This window comes from Streptomyces sp. NPDC006384 (assembly GCF_042870695.1).
Classification (GTDB): domain Bacteria; phylum Actinomycetota; class Actinomycetes; order Streptomycetales; family Streptomycetaceae; genus Streptomyces.
Window position 1 is genome coordinate 147,594 of the sequence record NZ_JBIAHR010000008.1, and the last position, 14,045, is coordinate 161,638.

The 14,045-nt window shown below is 76.5% G+C and carries 12 protein-coding genes; 9 read left to right on the top strand and 3 right to left on the bottom strand.

Annotated elements, in window-relative coordinates; genetic code table 11:
• The first annotated feature begins 251 nt into the window (after positions 1-251).
• From ACFYOJ_RS13035 to ACFYOJ_RS13070, 8 genes are read left to right on the top strand one after another with little or no spacing between them, the layout of a single operon-like run.
• Positions 252-1,526: a glycosyltransferase gene (locus ACFYOJ_RS13035; RefSeq protein WP_356554824.1), complete on the top strand. Its 1,275-nt coding sequence runs from the start codon at positions 252-254 to the stop codon at positions 1,524-1,526.
• A complete protein-coding gene (locus ACFYOJ_RS13040) occupies positions 1,523-2,971 on the top strand; it encodes an exopolysaccharide biosynthesis polyprenyl glycosylphosphotransferase (protein WP_356554826.1) in 1,449 nt (482 codons plus the stop codon). Before ACFYOJ_RS13035 ends, ACFYOJ_RS13040 begins: the two co-directional genes overlap by 4 nt.
• A 5-nt stretch (positions 2,972-2,976) precedes the next feature.
• The gene (locus ACFYOJ_RS13045) at positions 2,977-4,305 is read left to right on the top strand and encodes an O-antigen ligase family protein (protein WP_356554828.1); all 1,329 of its coding nucleotides are present in this window, start codon (positions 2,977-2,979) and stop codon (positions 4,303-4,305) included.
• On the top strand, positions 4,302-6,002 hold the full coding sequence (gene murJ, locus ACFYOJ_RS13050) for a lipid II flippase MurJ (RefSeq protein WP_356554830.1): 1,701 nt from the start codon (positions 4,302-4,304) through the stop codon (positions 6,000-6,002). Before ACFYOJ_RS13045 ends, murJ begins: the two co-directional genes overlap by 4 nt.
• A 55-nt stretch (positions 6,003-6,057) precedes the next feature.
• The gene (locus ACFYOJ_RS13055) at positions 6,058-6,747 is read left to right on the top strand and encodes a polysaccharide deacetylase family protein (RefSeq protein WP_356554980.1); all 690 of its coding nucleotides are present in this window, start codon (positions 6,058-6,060) and stop codon (positions 6,745-6,747) included.
• A gap of 1 nt (position 6,748) precedes the next feature.
• Positions 6,749-7,900 (top strand): glycosyltransferase, encoded by a 1,152-nt coding sequence (locus tag ACFYOJ_RS13060; protein WP_356554832.1) that lies wholly within the window; start codon positions 6,749-6,751, stop codon positions 7,898-7,900.
• Positions 7,897-8,601 (top strand): lipopolysaccharide biosynthesis protein, encoded by a 705-nt coding sequence (locus tag ACFYOJ_RS13065; RefSeq protein ID WP_356554833.1) that lies wholly within the window; start codon positions 7,897-7,899, stop codon positions 8,599-8,601. The genes ACFYOJ_RS13060 and ACFYOJ_RS13065 overlap by 4 nt, the downstream gene beginning before the upstream one ends.
• The gene (locus ACFYOJ_RS13070) at positions 8,598-9,728 is read left to right on the top strand and encodes a GNAT family N-acetyltransferase (protein WP_356554835.1); all 1,131 of its coding nucleotides are present in this window, start codon (positions 8,598-8,600) and stop codon (positions 9,726-9,728) included. The genes ACFYOJ_RS13065 and ACFYOJ_RS13070 overlap by 4 nt, the downstream gene beginning before the upstream one ends.
• Positions 9,729-9,759: 31 nt before the next feature.
• Here ACFYOJ_RS13070 and ACFYOJ_RS13075 read toward each other — a convergent pair whose 3' ends face one another.
• Positions 9,760-11,070 (bottom strand): glycosyl hydrolase, encoded by a 1,311-nt coding sequence (locus ACFYOJ_RS13075; protein WP_356554837.1) that lies wholly within the window; start codon positions 11,068-11,070, stop codon positions 9,760-9,762.
• A 158-nt stretch (positions 11,071-11,228) separates the two neighbouring features.
• Here ACFYOJ_RS13075 and ACFYOJ_RS13080 point away from each other — a divergent pair, with 158 nt between their 5' ends.
• Positions 11,229-12,512 carry an ATP-grasp domain-containing protein gene (locus ACFYOJ_RS13080; protein ID WP_356554839.1) on the top strand — a complete coding sequence of 428 codons (1,284 nt, stop codon included), beginning with the start codon at positions 11,229-11,231 and terminating at the stop codon, positions 12,510-12,512.
• 111 nt (positions 12,513-12,623) lie between these two features.
• Here ACFYOJ_RS13080 and ACFYOJ_RS13085 read toward each other — a convergent pair whose 3' ends face one another.
• The gene (locus ACFYOJ_RS13085) at positions 12,624-13,451 is read right to left on the bottom strand and encodes a chaplin (protein WP_356554840.1); all 828 of its coding nucleotides are present in this window, start codon (positions 13,449-13,451) and stop codon (positions 12,624-12,626) included.
• A gap of 114 nt (positions 13,452-13,565) precedes the next feature.
• Positions 13,566-13,817, bottom strand: coding sequence for a chaplin (locus tag ACFYOJ_RS13090; protein ID WP_356554841.1), 252 nt, complete (start codon positions 13,815-13,817; stop codon positions 13,566-13,568).
• Between the last annotated feature and the right edge of the window lie 228 nt (positions 13,818-14,045).

Consider the following 14,045-nt stretch of genomic DNA (forward strand, 5'->3'; position numbering starts at 1 on the left):
CGGCCGGACGCGGGAGTTGTTCCCCCGATGGGGTGATTGCGTACAAGGCGCCCCTTCACCAATCCAACACACTTACCCGGTTTCGACCCATTAGTGCGTATTGCGGCTAGAGTCCCACACCGTCCGCCCAGCCCCCCGCCCACCCCTGCGGGGTGACGGCCGGGGTGCCCCATGGGCCCCGTAAGCACCGAAGACACGAAAGCTCCCAGGACTTCCGTACGCTCCGCACGCTCCGAAAGGGCTCGCCGGTCATGCGCACTTCACCGGTTCCGCCGCCGCCGCGGGCCAAGGGTTCACCACCGGGCACCGGCCGGCCGGCCTTCCGGCCCCGGGTCCTGCACATCACCCAGCCGGTGGACGGCGGAGTCGCCCGCGTGGTGCGCGACCTGACCGCGGATCAGCTCGCCAGGGGGCTGCGTGTCGCGGTCGCCTGTCCCGCCGGCGCCCTCGCCGGGGAACTGCGGTCGCTCGGTGCCGACGTGCACGACTGGCCGGCGACCCGTTCCCCGGGACCGTCGCTCGCCCACGAGGTACGGCGGCTCGCGCGTGTGGTGGAGGCCGTACGGCCCGATCTGGTGCACGCGCACAGCGCGAAGGCCGGGCTCGCCGGGCGGCTCGTCGTACGGGGCCGGATCCCGACCGTGTTCCAGCCGCACGCCTGGTCGTTCGAGGCCGTCGGCGGCGCCGCCGCGGCGCTCGCGCTCGGCTGGGAGCGCCGGGGGGCGCGGTGGGCGGCGCGGACCGTGTGCGTGAGCGAGGCGGAGCGGCGGCGCGGCGTGCGGGCCGGGGTCCGCGGACGGTGGTCGGTGATCCCCAACGGCGTCGACACCGGCCGCTTCCGCCCCGGTGACACGGACGGCGCACGGCGCGGGCTCCTGTCCGGCGTCGAGCCCGGCGCCCCGCTGGTGGTGTGCGTGGGGCGGCTGTGCCGGCAGAAGGGGCAGGACGTGCTCCTGGCGGCGTGGGAAGCGGTGCGGGCGCGTCTGCCGCGGGCCCGGCTGGTGCTGGTCGGCGACGGCCCGGACCGGGACCGGCTCGCCGCCGGGGCCCACGGCTCCGTGCTGTTCGCGGGCGCCGTCGCCGACGCCGCGCCCTGGTACCGGGCCGCCGACCTGGCCGTACTGCCGTCGCGCTGGGAGGGCATGGCGCTGGCCCCGCTGGAGGCGCTGGCCTGCGGGCGTCCCGTGGTGGTGGCCGACGTGGACGGCGCCCGTGAGGCCCTGCCGCCCGCGCTCGTGCCGTACTGCCTGGTGCCGCCCGGGGATCCGGCCGCCCTGGCCGGCGCCCTCACCGGTCTGCTGGGCGACGCCCCTCTGCGCGCCGCGCTGGGCAGCCGGGGCCGCGCCCACGTCCTGGCCCGCCACGACGTACGGCACACGGCCGCCGCCGTCGTCGCCGTGTACCGCGACCTCCTCGTCACCGGGCCGCACCCGGCCGCCGGGGCCGCCGCGCCCCGTGGCGGTCCGGTGGCCGCGGGGCGACCGTCCGCCGAGCCCTCCGAGTACAGGGAGTCCGTCAACCCGTGACCGCGGAAAGCATCGTCCCCACCCCCGCCGGGCAGCCGCGGGGGGCCGGTTCCCCGTCCGTGTCGGTGCTGTCGCCGCGCCCCGGCGGCACCGGTTCCCGGCTTCCCGCCGGGTGCCCCGCGCCACGGCCCGCCTCCCCGCTGCCGCTGCTCGCCGCGGACGGCGTGGCCGCCCTGACGGGCGCCCTGGTGCTCACCGGCACGGCACACCGCCCGCTGTCCGCGGCCCTGCTGGTCGCCGGGGCGCTGCTGCTGCGCCCGCCCACGCCCCGGCGGCCGCCGGGGGTGCTGGACGAACTGCCCGCCGTGTGCGGCCGGGTGGCCGTGGTCTGGCTGACGCTGGCGGCCTTCGTGGCGGCGTACGCCCCGCCGCACCCGCTGTCCGCCCGCACCCTGCTGCTCGGCTTCCTGCTGCACGCGGCGGCGGGCTGTGCGGCCCGGGGCGCCGTGCACCACACGCGGCGCGCCGCCCTGCTGAACCGCCCCCGCACGGCCCTGGTGGCCGGCCCCGCCGCGACCGCGCAGCGCGTGGCCGCGGCGGTGCTGCGCCACCCGCGCTGCGGGGTGCGCCCGGTCGGGATCGTCACCGACGACCCGGGCGGCACCACGGGCCTGCCCGTGCTGACCACGGGCGAGGAGGTGCGGCGCGCGGTCGTGCAGAACGGGGTGCGGATCGTCCTGGACGTGCGTCCTGCGGGGCAGCACCGGCAGGGTCCGCTGCTGCGGACGCTGGCCGAGTCGGGGTGCGAGGTGTGGGAGATCGACGCGGACACCCCCTCGTACCCGGCCCCGGTCCCGGTCCGGGAACGGGACCGGGACCGGCTCGCCGGGTTCGCGTGCCGTCGTGCGCGGCCGAAGGAGCGCCGGCCAGGCGGTGCGGGCAAGCGGCTGCTGGACGTGACGGTGTCCGGCGCGCTGTTGCTGCTGCTGAGCCCGCTGCTGCTGGCCTGCGCGGCGGTGCTGCGGCTGAGCGGCGGGCCGGGTGTGGTGTTCCGGCAGGAGCGCATCGGCAAGGACGGCAGGCCGTTCACGCTGCTGAAGTTCCGCACGCACCGCCCGGTGGACGAGCACGAGTCGGCGACCCGCTGGAGCGTGGCGGACGAGCGCCGGATGCCGTGGTTCTGCCGTTTCCTGCGGCGCACCTCGCTCGACGAGCTGCTCCAGCTGTGGAACGTCTTCCGCGGTGACATGAGCCTGGTCGGCCCGCGACCCGAACGCCCGTACTTCGTCGCCCAGTTCAGCCGTACCTACCCGGGTTACGCGGCCCGCCACCGGATGCCGGCCGGCATCACGGGCCTGGCCCAGATCAACGGGCTGCGCGGTGACACCTCCATCGAGGACCGGGCCCGCTTCGACAACGCCTACATCGACGACTGGTCGCTGTGGCAGGACGTCTGCATCCTGCTGCGCACGGCCGCCGCGCTCGTGCGTCCCACGGGGAGCTGACCGCCGTGAGCCAGGCCCTGCCCCGGTGGTCCGCGGCGCGCGTGCGGGAGGTGCCGCCGGTGCTGGCGCCGGTCGCGGTCGTCGCCCTGCTCGCCCTGCCGGCGGCGGGCGGCGGGGGCGGCGCGCATCCGGCCGACGTGGTCTCCGCACTGGCGGTGCTGTACTGCGCGATCCGGCTGGTGCGGGGCCGCCGGCGCCCGCTGTCCCGTACGGCGGCCGTGGTGCTGGGGCTGCCGGTGCTGGGGCTGGCCGTCGCCGCCGTGGGCGCCGCCTCGCCGGGGGCCGGGCTCGGCGGTCTCGGCCGCTACCTCCAGGTCTTCGTCCTCGTCCCGGCCGCCGTGATGCTCCTGGTCCGGGGCCGGCAGGACGTACGGCTGCTCGCCTGGTCGGTGGTGGGGCTGGCGGTGTGGCAGGGGGCGGTCGGCGTGCACCAGTACGTCACCGGGACCGGCGCCTCCTACCAGGGCGAACGGATCCGGGCCGTGGGCACCTTCGGGCCGCAGGACGTGATGGGGATGGCGACCGTGGTCTCCCTGGGCCTGGTCTGCACGGTCGGACTGGCGCTGGGCGCACCGGGCCGCGCACCGGCCCGTCACCGTCTCCTCGCCGCCGGCTGCGCGCTCGTCCTGCTGCTGCCGCTGGCGCTGTCCTTCAGCCGCGGGGCGTGGATCGCCACGGCGGTGACGTGCGCGGTGCAGCTGCTGCTGGCCGGTGTCCGGCGGGCACTGGCGGTGGGGGCGGCCGCGGTGGCGGCGGGCGTGGTGCTGGTGGGCGGCTTCGGTGTCGGTACGGCGATGCTGCAGGAGCGGGTCGACAGCATCACGCGGGTCGCCGACGCCCCCGACCGGTCGGTGACCGACCGCTACACGATGTGGGCGGCGGCGACCGGCATGTGGCGCGAGCGGCCGCTGACCGGCGTGGGCCTCAAGGGGTTCCCGGAACACCGGGACTCCCACTCCTCGCTGGCCCTGTCCTCGGGCAGCGAGACCGACGGCGCGGGCGCCGGTTACCGCAGGCAGCCGCTGCTGTCCCCGCACAACATGTATCTGCTGGTCCTGGCCGAGCAGGGGCTGACCGGGCTGCTCGCGCTGGCCGGGAGCTGGCTGGCCCTCCTCGTCCTCGGGCTGCGCCGGTTCCGCGCGGAGCGGCGCGCGAAGGACGGCACCGGGCCGGACTGCGCGCTGGTCGCCCTGGGGCTGCTGGTGTGGCAGCTGACGGACTTCGCGTACGCGGACATCGGCGGGCCCTCGACCGTGCTGACGGCCGTGTGCTTCGGGCTGACGGCCTGGTGGGCGCTCCACGTCCCGGACGGGCGGGAGGTGGAGCGGCGATGAGGACGACGACACCCCCTGCGTCCGCACCCGCGGCCGGGGTCGCGGCGCCGGACGCGGAAGGCGCGGCGGCCGGCGCCGGCCCGTCCCCCCGGGGTTTCCTCGCCCGGGCCGCGCTGCTCACGGCCGTGCTGTCGGTGGCCGGGTCGGTGCTCGGGCTGGCCCGGGACCAGGCGCTGGCGCGGCTGTTCGGGGCGGGCGGCGAGACGGACGCCTTCCTGGTGGCGTGGACGGTCCCGGAGTTCGCGGCGACGCTGCTCATCGAGGACGGGCTGGCCTTCGCGCTGGTCCCGATGTTCAGCCTGGCCCTGGCCCGCCGCGCGCGGGGCGACGGCGGCGATCCGGTCCGCGCGCTGGTCGCCTCGACCCTGCCCCGGCTGGCCCTGGCCTTCGCGGCGGCCGGTGCGCTGGCCGCCGCCGTCGCTCCGTGGCTGGTCCGGGTCCTGGCACCGGGGCTGCCCGGCCAGGCCCTCGCCGTGGACTGCACGCGGCTCACCGCGACCTGCGTCCTCTCCTTCGGCCTGGCCGGGTACTGCAGCGCGGCCCTGCGGGCGCACCGGCGGTTCCTGGCGCCGGCGGCGATCTACGTGGCCTACAACACCGGCATCATCACGGCGATGTTCGTGCTCGGCGGGCGCTGGGGGGTGCGCTCGGCCGCGGCCGGGGTGGCGGTGGGCGGCTGCCTGATGGTGGCGGCCCAGCTGCCGTCGCTGCTGCGCGAGGTACGGCGCCGGGGCGACGCCGCGACGGTGCGGGCGTCCGGGGGCGACGAGGCGCGTCCCCTGGCCCTCGCCCTGTTCGCCACCGTCCTGCTCTTCGCCCTGTGCCGCCAGTCCCAGGTCCTCGTCGAACGCTTCCTCGCCTCCTCCCTCCCCTCCGGCGCCATCTCGCACCTGAACTACGCGCAGAAGGTGGCGCAGATCCCGATGACGCTGTCGCTGATGCTGTGCACGGTCACCTTCCCGGTGGTGGCCCGCGCCCTGGCCGACGGCGACACCGCACGGGCCCGCGACCGCGTGGAACGGGACGTGGCGCTGGCGGCCTGCCTGGTGCTGCTGGGCGCGGCCACGGTCGTCGCCCTGGCCCCGCAGATCATCGGACTCCTCTTCCAGCGCGGCGCGTTCACCGCGGCCGACACCACGGCGACGGCGGACGTGATGCGCGTGTACGCGCTGGGGCTGCTCGGCCAGACGGTGGTGGGCGCGCTGGCCCGGTCCTACTTCGCGGCGGGCCGCGCCGGCTGGTACCCGCTCGGCTCCATGGCCGTCGGCATCGCCGTCACCGCCGGTGCCGGAGCCTGGGCCGTCGGTCCGTGGGGGGTGACGGGCATCGCCGCCGCGAACGCGGCCGGCATCACCGTGACGGCCGCCCTGCTGCTCGCCGGCATGGGGCCGCGCAGCGTCCCGGTCCGCTTCCGGCGTGTCCTGGCCGACCTGGGCCGGCCGGCTGTGGCGGCGGCCGCGGCGGCCGGCGCGGGGGCGCTGGCCGCGGCCCGGTTCACCTCCCCCGCCGTGTCCCTCACCGTCGGCGCCGCGACCGTCGGCGGCGTCTTCGCCGTCCTCGGCGCGGCCCTGGGCGTCCAGGGCGTGGCCCCGTTCCTCACGTCCGTCACCGCCCGCCCCCTGCGCCGGGTCCGTTCCCTCCGTTCCGTCACACGAAGGCTCCCGCATGACCGTCTCCGCTTCCGCAGTCCCCGCTGACACCCACGCACGCCCCGGCGCACGCACCCGCGCCGGCACCGTGCCCTGGGTGGCGATGTACCACTCCGTCGGCGACCGCTCGGAGGACCCGTACCGCATCACGGTCACGCCCGGCCGGCTGGACGCGCAGCTCGGCTGGCTGCGCCGGCGCGGGCTGCGCGGCGTGTCCGTGGCCGACCTGCTGGCCGCCCGGGCCCGGGGCGCGGGCGCGGGCCTGGTCGGGCTGACCTTCGACGACGGGTACGCCGACTTCGTCGAGCACGCGCTGCCGTGCCTGCGGCGCTGGGGCTGCGGGGCCACCCTCTTCGTGCTGCCGGGCCGCTTCGGCGGGGTCAACGCGTGGGACCCGCTGGGCCCGCGCAAGCCGCTGCTGACCGCCGACGGCGTCCGCCGCGCCGCCGCCGAGGGGGTGGAGATCGGCTCGCACGGGCTCACCCACGTCGACCTGACCCGGGCGGACGACGCCACGCTGCAGGCCGAGACCGCCCGCAGCAGGGCGCTGCTCGCGGAGCTGACCGGCACCCCGGTCACCGGCTTCTGCTACCCGTACGGCACCGTCGACCGGCGTGCCGTGGACGCCGTGCGCGCGGCCGGCTACTCCTACGCCTGCGCCATCGCCCCCGGCCCGCTGACCGGCCCGTACGCCCTGCCCCGCGTCCACGTCGGGCAGCGGGACACCGCCGTACGGCTGCTGCTGAAGACGCGGCTGCACCGGCTGCGCCGCCGGCCGGCCGAGGGGGTCTGAGGTGAGGGTCCTGCACGTCATCACCGGCCTCGGCGTCGGCGGCGCGGAACAGCAACTGCGGCTGCTGCTGCGCCATCTGCCCGTCGACTGCGACGTCGTCACGCTCACCGCTCCGGGGCCCGTCGCCGAGGGGCTGCGGGCCGACGGGGTGAAGGTCGTCCACCTCGGCATGAACGGCAACCGCGACCTGTCCGCGCTGCCCCGTCTGACGCGCGTCGTCCGCGCCGGCGGCTACGACCTGGTGCACACCCACCTCTACCGGGCCTGCGTCTACGGCCGTCCGGCCGCGCGTCTGGCGGGCGTCCGCGCGGTCGTCGCCACCGAGCACTCCCTGGGCGAGACCCAGATGGAGGGCCGCGCGCTCACCCCGGGCGTCCGCGCCCTGTACCTGGCCGGGGAGCGGCTGGGCAGCGCGACGGTCGCCGTCTCCCCCACCGTCGCCGGCCGGCTGCGGCGCTGGGGCGTGCCGGCACCGCGCATCGCGGTCGTCCCCAACGGCATCGACCTGGTCCGCTTCCGCTTCGACCCGGCGGCCCGGCTGCGCACCCGCCGCCGTCTGGGACTGCCCGAGGGCGCGTACGTCGTCGGCGGCATCGGGCGGCTGGCCGCGGGCAAGCGGTTCGACGTCCTGGTGCGGGCCCTGGCCCGGCTGCCCGGCGACTGCTGGCTGCTGCTGGTCGGCGGCGGACCGGAGGAGCACCGGCTGCGCCGCGTCGCCCGCGAGGCGGGCGTCGCCGACCGGGTCCTGCTCACCGGCGAGCGCCCCGGCCTCCCCGACGGCTCCCCGGGCCCCGATCTGCCGTCCCTGGCCTCGGCAATGGACGTGCTCGCCTCCCCGTCCGCGGAGGAGGCGTTCGGCCTGGCGGTCGTGGAGGGCCTGGCCTCGGGGCTGCCGGTGCTGTACGCGTCCTGTCCGGCCGTCGAGGACCTGCCGCCGGAGGCGGCGCCGAAAGCCCGCCGGGTGGCCGGCGGCGCGGAGGAGTTCGCCCGCGCCCTGGCCGAGGTCCGCGCCTGCGGCCCGGGGGCGCGCACCGTGCCCGAGGCCGCCCGCCACTACTGCATCACCCGCAGCGCCGCCCGGCTGATGGATGTCTACGCGGCCGCCCTGGCGCACCCGTCGTCCCCCGTACCCCAGGAGGTCAGCCCCGCATGACCGAGTCCCTCACCGAGACCCCCGCGAAGTCCGCGCCCCACGGCGGTGCCGCACCGCCCGCCCCAACACGCCGCCCGCTCGCCGTCCTGCGCCGGGCCCGGACCCTGCCGCTCTGGTCCCTGCTCGCCGCCGGAGTCCTGGCCGGCGGGCTGGCCGGCGGCGCCTACGGCCTGCTCAGGACCCCCGAGTACACCGCCACGAGCTATGTCGTCGCCGTTCCCACCGACAAGTCGGACCCGGCCGCCGCGCTGGGCTTCGCGCAGGCCTACGGCCGGGTCGCCACGCAGCTCGCCGTGCTGGGGGACGCCCAGATGTGGGCGGGCGTGCCGCTGGCGACGCTGCGGGAGAGCGTGCGGACGGCCACCTCGCCGGACGCGCCGATGGTGTCCGTGTCGGCCGTCTCCGACCGCCCCCGGGAGGCCGCCGACATGGCCAACGCCGTCTCCGGCGCCCTGACCCGGCACGCGAGCGCCTCGGCCGGCGACACCCACGTGAAGCTGCGCCAGTTCGCCCGCGCCACCGAGCCCGCCGAGCCGTCCTCGTCGCCGGCCGCCGTGACGGGGCTGGTGGGCGCGAGCGCGGGCGGCCTGCTGGGCGGACTGGCGCTGCTGGTCCGGCCCCGCCGCCCGGCCGGGGAACGGTCCGCGCCCGCCTCCGTACCGGGGCCCGCCGGCGCCGCCGACGCGCGTGGACAGCTGTGACGTCCGGGGCGCGCCCCGCGTACACGACCGAACTGGTCACCGACGAGCGGGCCTTCGCGGAGCTGGCCCCGGCCTGGCGGCGGCTGTACCGGCGGTGCGGCTTCGCGACGCCGTTCCAGAGCCACGCCTGGCTGCACTCGTGGTGGCGTTCGTACGGCAGGCCCGGCCGGCTGCGGCTGGTGCTGGCGTGGGACGGCCGCGACCTGGTCGGCGCCGCGCCGCTGGCACGCGTACGGCGTCCGGTGCCGGCGCTGGTGTCGCTGGGCGGGGCGATCTCCGACTACGGGGACGTGCTGCTGGACGACGAGCGCGGCGAGGCGGCGGTGGCCGCGCTCACCGCGGGCCTGTCCTCGGCCGCCCGCACCGCGCTGATCGACCTGCGCGAGGTACGGCCCGGCGCCGCCGCCGAACGGGTCTACGCCCGCTGGCACGGACCCCGCCGCCGGCTGGACGACTCCCTGTGCCTGGAGCTGCCCGCCGTCCCGATGGACGAGCTGGTGGCCCGGCTGCCCTCGGCCAAGTCCCAGCAGCGGGTGCGCGCCAAGCTGCGCAAACTGGACGCCCTCGGCGTCAAGAGCCGGACCGTGCTTCCCGAGGAGACCGGTGCGGCGCTGCACCGGCTGCTGGAGCTGCACCGGCTGCAGTGGCAGGGACGGAAGGTGACCGGCGAGCACCTGCGCGCCCGGTTCCGCGACCACCTCGTGCGGGCGGTGGAGCCGATGGTGCGCGACGGGGACGCGGTGGTCACCGAGTTCCGCCTGGACGACGAGGTGGTGGCCGTGGACGTCACCCTGCTGTCGCGGCGGCTGACGGGCGGCTACCTGTACGGCGCGCACCCCCTGTTGCGCGAGCGCAGGGCGGACGTGGCGGTGATGCTGCTGGACGCGTGCGCCGGGCACCTGCCGGACGCGGACGGCGGCACCCTCAGCCTGCTGCGGGGCGACGAGCCGTACAAGCACCACTGGCGTCCCGAGCCGGTGCGCAACCGGCGGCTCCTGCTCGCCCGCCGGCGCACGGCCCCGCTGCTGGCGGCGGCCGTGCGCGACGACGCCGCGCGCCGGCGGGGCAAGGAGCTGCTGCGGTCCCTGCGCGAGCGGAGGGAGGGCGGCGGTGGCGGCAGGACCTGACCGGCCCGGCCGCCACCGCCGGCCGCCGCCGCTACCCGATGCGCGAGAACCGGTCGAGGCGCATGCAGAGCTTCCCGCCGAGCCAGTGGTCGATCCAGTCGCCGAGCTCCAGGGGCGAACAGTCGTCCGCCGGCCGGGGAGTTGCGGGCGGCACCGGAGGCACGGTGGGTGCGGTGGGTGCCGTGCCCGGCTCCGGGACGGTGGCCGGGTCGTCGGTGCGGCCGAAGAGCACGGACCGGTAGACGGCGGTGGAGCGAGGGTTGTCGCCGCACTGCCACACGCCGTGCGGGCAGTAGTCGGTCACCGTGTTGTAGAGGGGCTTGTGCTCGTCCATCCACGCGAGCATCCGCCGCATGTACTCGGCGTTGTCGCCGTTGCGGAACAGTCCCCACTCCGGGTAGGAGATGGGCTTGCCGTGCGCCTTCGCGAAGTCGACGTGCGCCTGGAGTCCGTAGGGCTCGCTGACCTGTTCGTCGAACGGCATGCCGCGCGGCTGGTCGTACGAGTCCATGCCGATGATGTCGACGGTGTCGTCCCCGGGGTAGCACCGCGTCCAGGGCACGGCGTCCCGGCCGCGGCTCGGCGTGAAGTCGAACCGGAACTCCTGCCCCGGCACCGAACGCATCGTGGTGACGATCCTGTTCCAGTACGTCTTCCAGGCCTCGGGGTCCGGGCCGCAGCGGTGCGTGTAGGTGGTGCCGTTCATCTCCCAGCCGAGCACCAGGACGGTGTCCGGCACCTTCAGGGCGACCAGCCGCTCGGCGAGGGCCCGGAAGTGGTGGTCGAAGCGGCCTGCCGCGCCCTGGCGCAGCAGCTCGCGCACCTCGTCGTCGCCGACGCGCTCCTCGTTGCGTTCCAGCATGGGCACGTTGAGGACGAGCATCCGGTCGGCCTCGCGGGTGCGCCAGTCGGCCCACACGTCGAGGAATCCGGGGGCGCCCTCGATGTTGCTCCAGCGGTCGCCGGGCAGGTAGGTGTGGCCCACGCGCAGGTCGGCGCCGCCCAGCCAGTGGCTGAGCGCGGCCATCCGGGCCACGCCGCGGGCGCCGTAGTCCAGGTAGGCGCCGAAGGCCGGCGCGGTTCCCGCCCCGGTACCGGCCTCCGGGGCGGGAACCGCCGGACCGGGAGTCGCGGGCGCCGGCGCGGGTTCAGTGGGTGCCGGTGCGGGGGTGGCGGGCGCCGGCGCGGGTTCCGTGGGTACGGGGGTGGCGGGTGCCGGTGCGGGGGCGGGCGGGTCGCCGACGGCCGTTCCGGGCCCCGCCGCCAGGACCGCCGACGCGGCGGCCACCGCCGCGACGCATGCCAGTCGCCCCGGCCCGGTCCGTCGCTGCTGTCCGCCCATACCGGCTCCTTCGTCTTCGTCGCCACGAATGTCGTCTTCTGTCACTCATCCCCTGACACCCAGTCACATGAAATGCCCTCACGCCACCACCGTTACGGCTTTCGAGTGTGCGGCTCGCCCGCACCGGTGACTCCGATCGCATGTGAAGGAAGTAAGCCGTGTCGCTGTTCGACACCCGCGTCCCCGCCGTTCTGCTGCGGACCGACCGGAATCCCTTTCACCACGGCACCCTGGGTGCCGTGCGTTCGCTCGGCCGCGCGGGGGTGGACGTGCACGTCGTCGCCGACTGCGCGAAGAGTCCCGTGCGCGCCTCCCGTTACGTGACCGGGCTGCACACCCCTCCGCCGCCCGGCGCGTCCCCGGCCGCCATCGCGGCGGTCCTGCGTCGCGTCGCCGCGCGGATCGCGCGTCCCGCCGTACTGATCCCGATGGACGACGCGTGTGCCGTCGCGGTGGGGCGGATGCGGGCGGAGCTGGCACCCGCGTTCCTGCTGCCGGACCAGCCCGATTCGCTGTCCGAGCGGGTGGCCGACAAGGCGGAGCTGGCCGGCGTGTGCGCGTCCCTGGACGTGCCGCACCCGCGGACCCTGGTCCCGGACGGACCGGACGAGGCCGCGGCGGCCGCCTGGCGGCTGGGGCTGCCGGTGGTGGCGAAGTGGAGCCGGCCCTGGCTGGTGCCCGCGGGCAGCGGGCTGCGCAGCACCGTGCTGGTGCGCTCGGCGCAGCAGGCACGGGAGCTGTACCGGCGGGCCGAGGAGGCGGGCAGCCGGCTGCTGCTGCAGGAGTTCCTGCCGCCGGGGCCGGACCGCGACTGGTTCTTCCACGGGTACGCCGACCGCGCGGGCGCCGTACGGGCGGGCGGTCCCGGCCGCAAGACGCGGGCCCGGCCGCGGGGCGCCGGTCTGACGGCGGTCGGCCGCTGGACACCGAACCCGCAGGTGCAGGCGCTCGCCGAGCGGATCGCCGGGGAGCTCGGCTACCGGGGCATCTTCGACCTGGACTTCCGCCGCTGCGGCACGACGGGCCGTTATCACCTGCTCGACTTCAACCCGCGTCCCGGCGCGCAGTTCCGGCTGTTCACCGACACCGCCGGCCTGGACGTCGTACGCGCCCTGCATCTGGATCTGACGCACCGGCCGCTGCCGGCCGGTGCGGCGCGGCCCGGGCGGGCGTTCGTGGTGGAGAGCTACGCGCCGCTCAGCGCTCTGCGCCCGGTGCGCGCCGGGCGGGAACTGGCCTGGCACTCCCGGGACGACCGGGCGCCCGGCCGCGCCCTGTGGGCGCTGTGGGGCCGCCATGTGGCCGCCCGGCTGCTGCGGCGCCCGCCCGGAGCCGGCGTTCCGCACCGTTCGGGGGAGCCGGCCCGGGCCCGGGTGGTGCGCCAGGCCTCGCCGCCGGCCCGCTCCGACCGGACGGACGACGAGCGGGCGGGGAGCCGCTGAGGGGGGCGCGGACACACCGCCGCCCCCGGCGGGCAGGACGTGCCGGGGGCGGCGGAAGTGGTGCGCGGGAGCCTCGGGCCGGTGGTCCGGGGCTCCCGCGCGGGGGCAGGGTCAGCGGCGGGAGACGGCCCTGCCACGGCGGTAGAGGATCGCTCCGCCCGCGAGGAGCGCGACGGCCGCGGCACCGGCGCCCAGGGTGCCGGTGGCACCGGTCTCGGCGAGCGGCGGGGGCTTCTCCTCGCTCGGCGGCGGGGGGATCTCCTCGGCGGGCGGCGGGGGCTTCTCCTCGCTCGGCGGCGGGGGCTTCTCCTCACTCGGCGGCGGGGGCTTCTCCTCGCTCGGCGGGGTCGTCGGGGGTGTCGTCGCAGGCGGCTCCTCCTCGCCGTAGCCACCCGACTCGCAGAAGTTGCCGAAGACGGGGTTGAGCGCGGCGATCACGTCGGCCGTGTTGCCGCACAGGTTCAGCGGCACGTGGATCGACGCCTGGGCGTTGTTGCCCGAGCCGACGCCGGGCGAGCCGATGGCCGCGCCCTCGGCGGTGGCGCCGGAGGACGACTGCGCGTCGTCGCCGTACCCGCCGCCGTAGCCGTCCTCGTCGTGCCCGCCGCCGTGGCGGGGGTCGTGGCCCATGGTGTCGTCACCGTGGGAGTCCTCGTAGGAGTCCTCGTAGGAGTCCGGCTCGCTCTCGTGCTCGTCCGAGGTGTTCTCGCACTCGTTGCCGAAGGCCGGGTTCAGCGCGCCGGCGGCGTTGACGCTGTTGCCGCACACGTTCACCGGCACGTCGACCGGCGCCTGCGCGTTGTTGCCCGAGCCGACGCCGGGCGAGCCGATGGCGGCCCCCTCCGCCTGCGAATCGGCGAAGGCGGGGCTGCCGCACAGGGACAGGACGCTCGTCGCGGCGGCGGCCGCGACCATTCCCCTGCTCAGGGTCTGTCGCACTCTAGTTGTCTTCCTGCTCGGAGAGATGTCGAAGGAAGGGGAAAGCCGGCCCCGGACCAGACGAGTGGGACGGGGCCGGCCGTGGCACAGCCGGACGGCTGGTGCGGAGCGACGTCAGTCGTTCACGCACACGTTGCCTGCCGCCGGGTTCAGCAGACCGACGATGTTGACCGTGTTGCCGCACACGTTGACGGGAACGTGCACGGGAACCTGCACGGCGTTGCCGGACAGGACGCCCGGGGAGCCGATGGCGGCCGCCTCGGCACCGGCGTCGGCGAAGGCCGGGGTGGCCATGCCGAGGGTCATGACCGCACCCGCGACGACAGCAGCGCTCTTCTTCATGGACTTTCCCTTCTCTGCGGTCATGCCTGAAGGACGGCCGGAACCGCGCGAGCACAGAATTGACGGCCCGCACCATGACCTGCAGCCTGCAAACGAGGAAGTGACGGCCGAGGAAACGACGGAACGCACGACACCGGGAAATTCACCCGAATGCCCCACGGATCGGTACAGCCCTGCCCCAGGAGAGCGATGACGTGGTTCCGCTCCCCGGGAGGCAGGAGCGGGCGGGGCCTGCGGGCCTGTGACGGCGGG

Coding starts and splice junctions, on each gene's coding strand:
- ACFYOJ_RS13035 (WP_356554824.1), top strand. CDS start 252: ATGCGCACTTCACCGGTTCCGCCGCCGCCGCGGGCCAAGGGTTCACCA.
- murJ (WP_356554830.1), top strand. CDS start 4,302: ATGAGGACGACGACACCCCCTGCGTCCGCACCCGCGGCCGGGGTCGCG.
- ACFYOJ_RS13055 (WP_356554980.1), top strand. CDS start 6,058: ATGTACCACTCCGTCGGCGACCGCTCGGAGGACCCGTACCGCATCACG.
- ACFYOJ_RS13065 (WP_356554833.1), top strand. CDS start 7,897: ATGACCGAGTCCCTCACCGAGACCCCCGCGAAGTCCGCGCCCCACGGC.
- ACFYOJ_RS13075 (WP_356554837.1), bottom strand. CDS start 11,070: ATGGGCGGACAGCAGCGACGGACCGGGCCGGGGCGACTGGCATGCGTC.
- ACFYOJ_RS13090 (WP_356554841.1), bottom strand. CDS start 13,817: ATGACCGCAGAGAAGGGAAAGTCCATGAAGAAGAGCGCTGCTGTCGTC.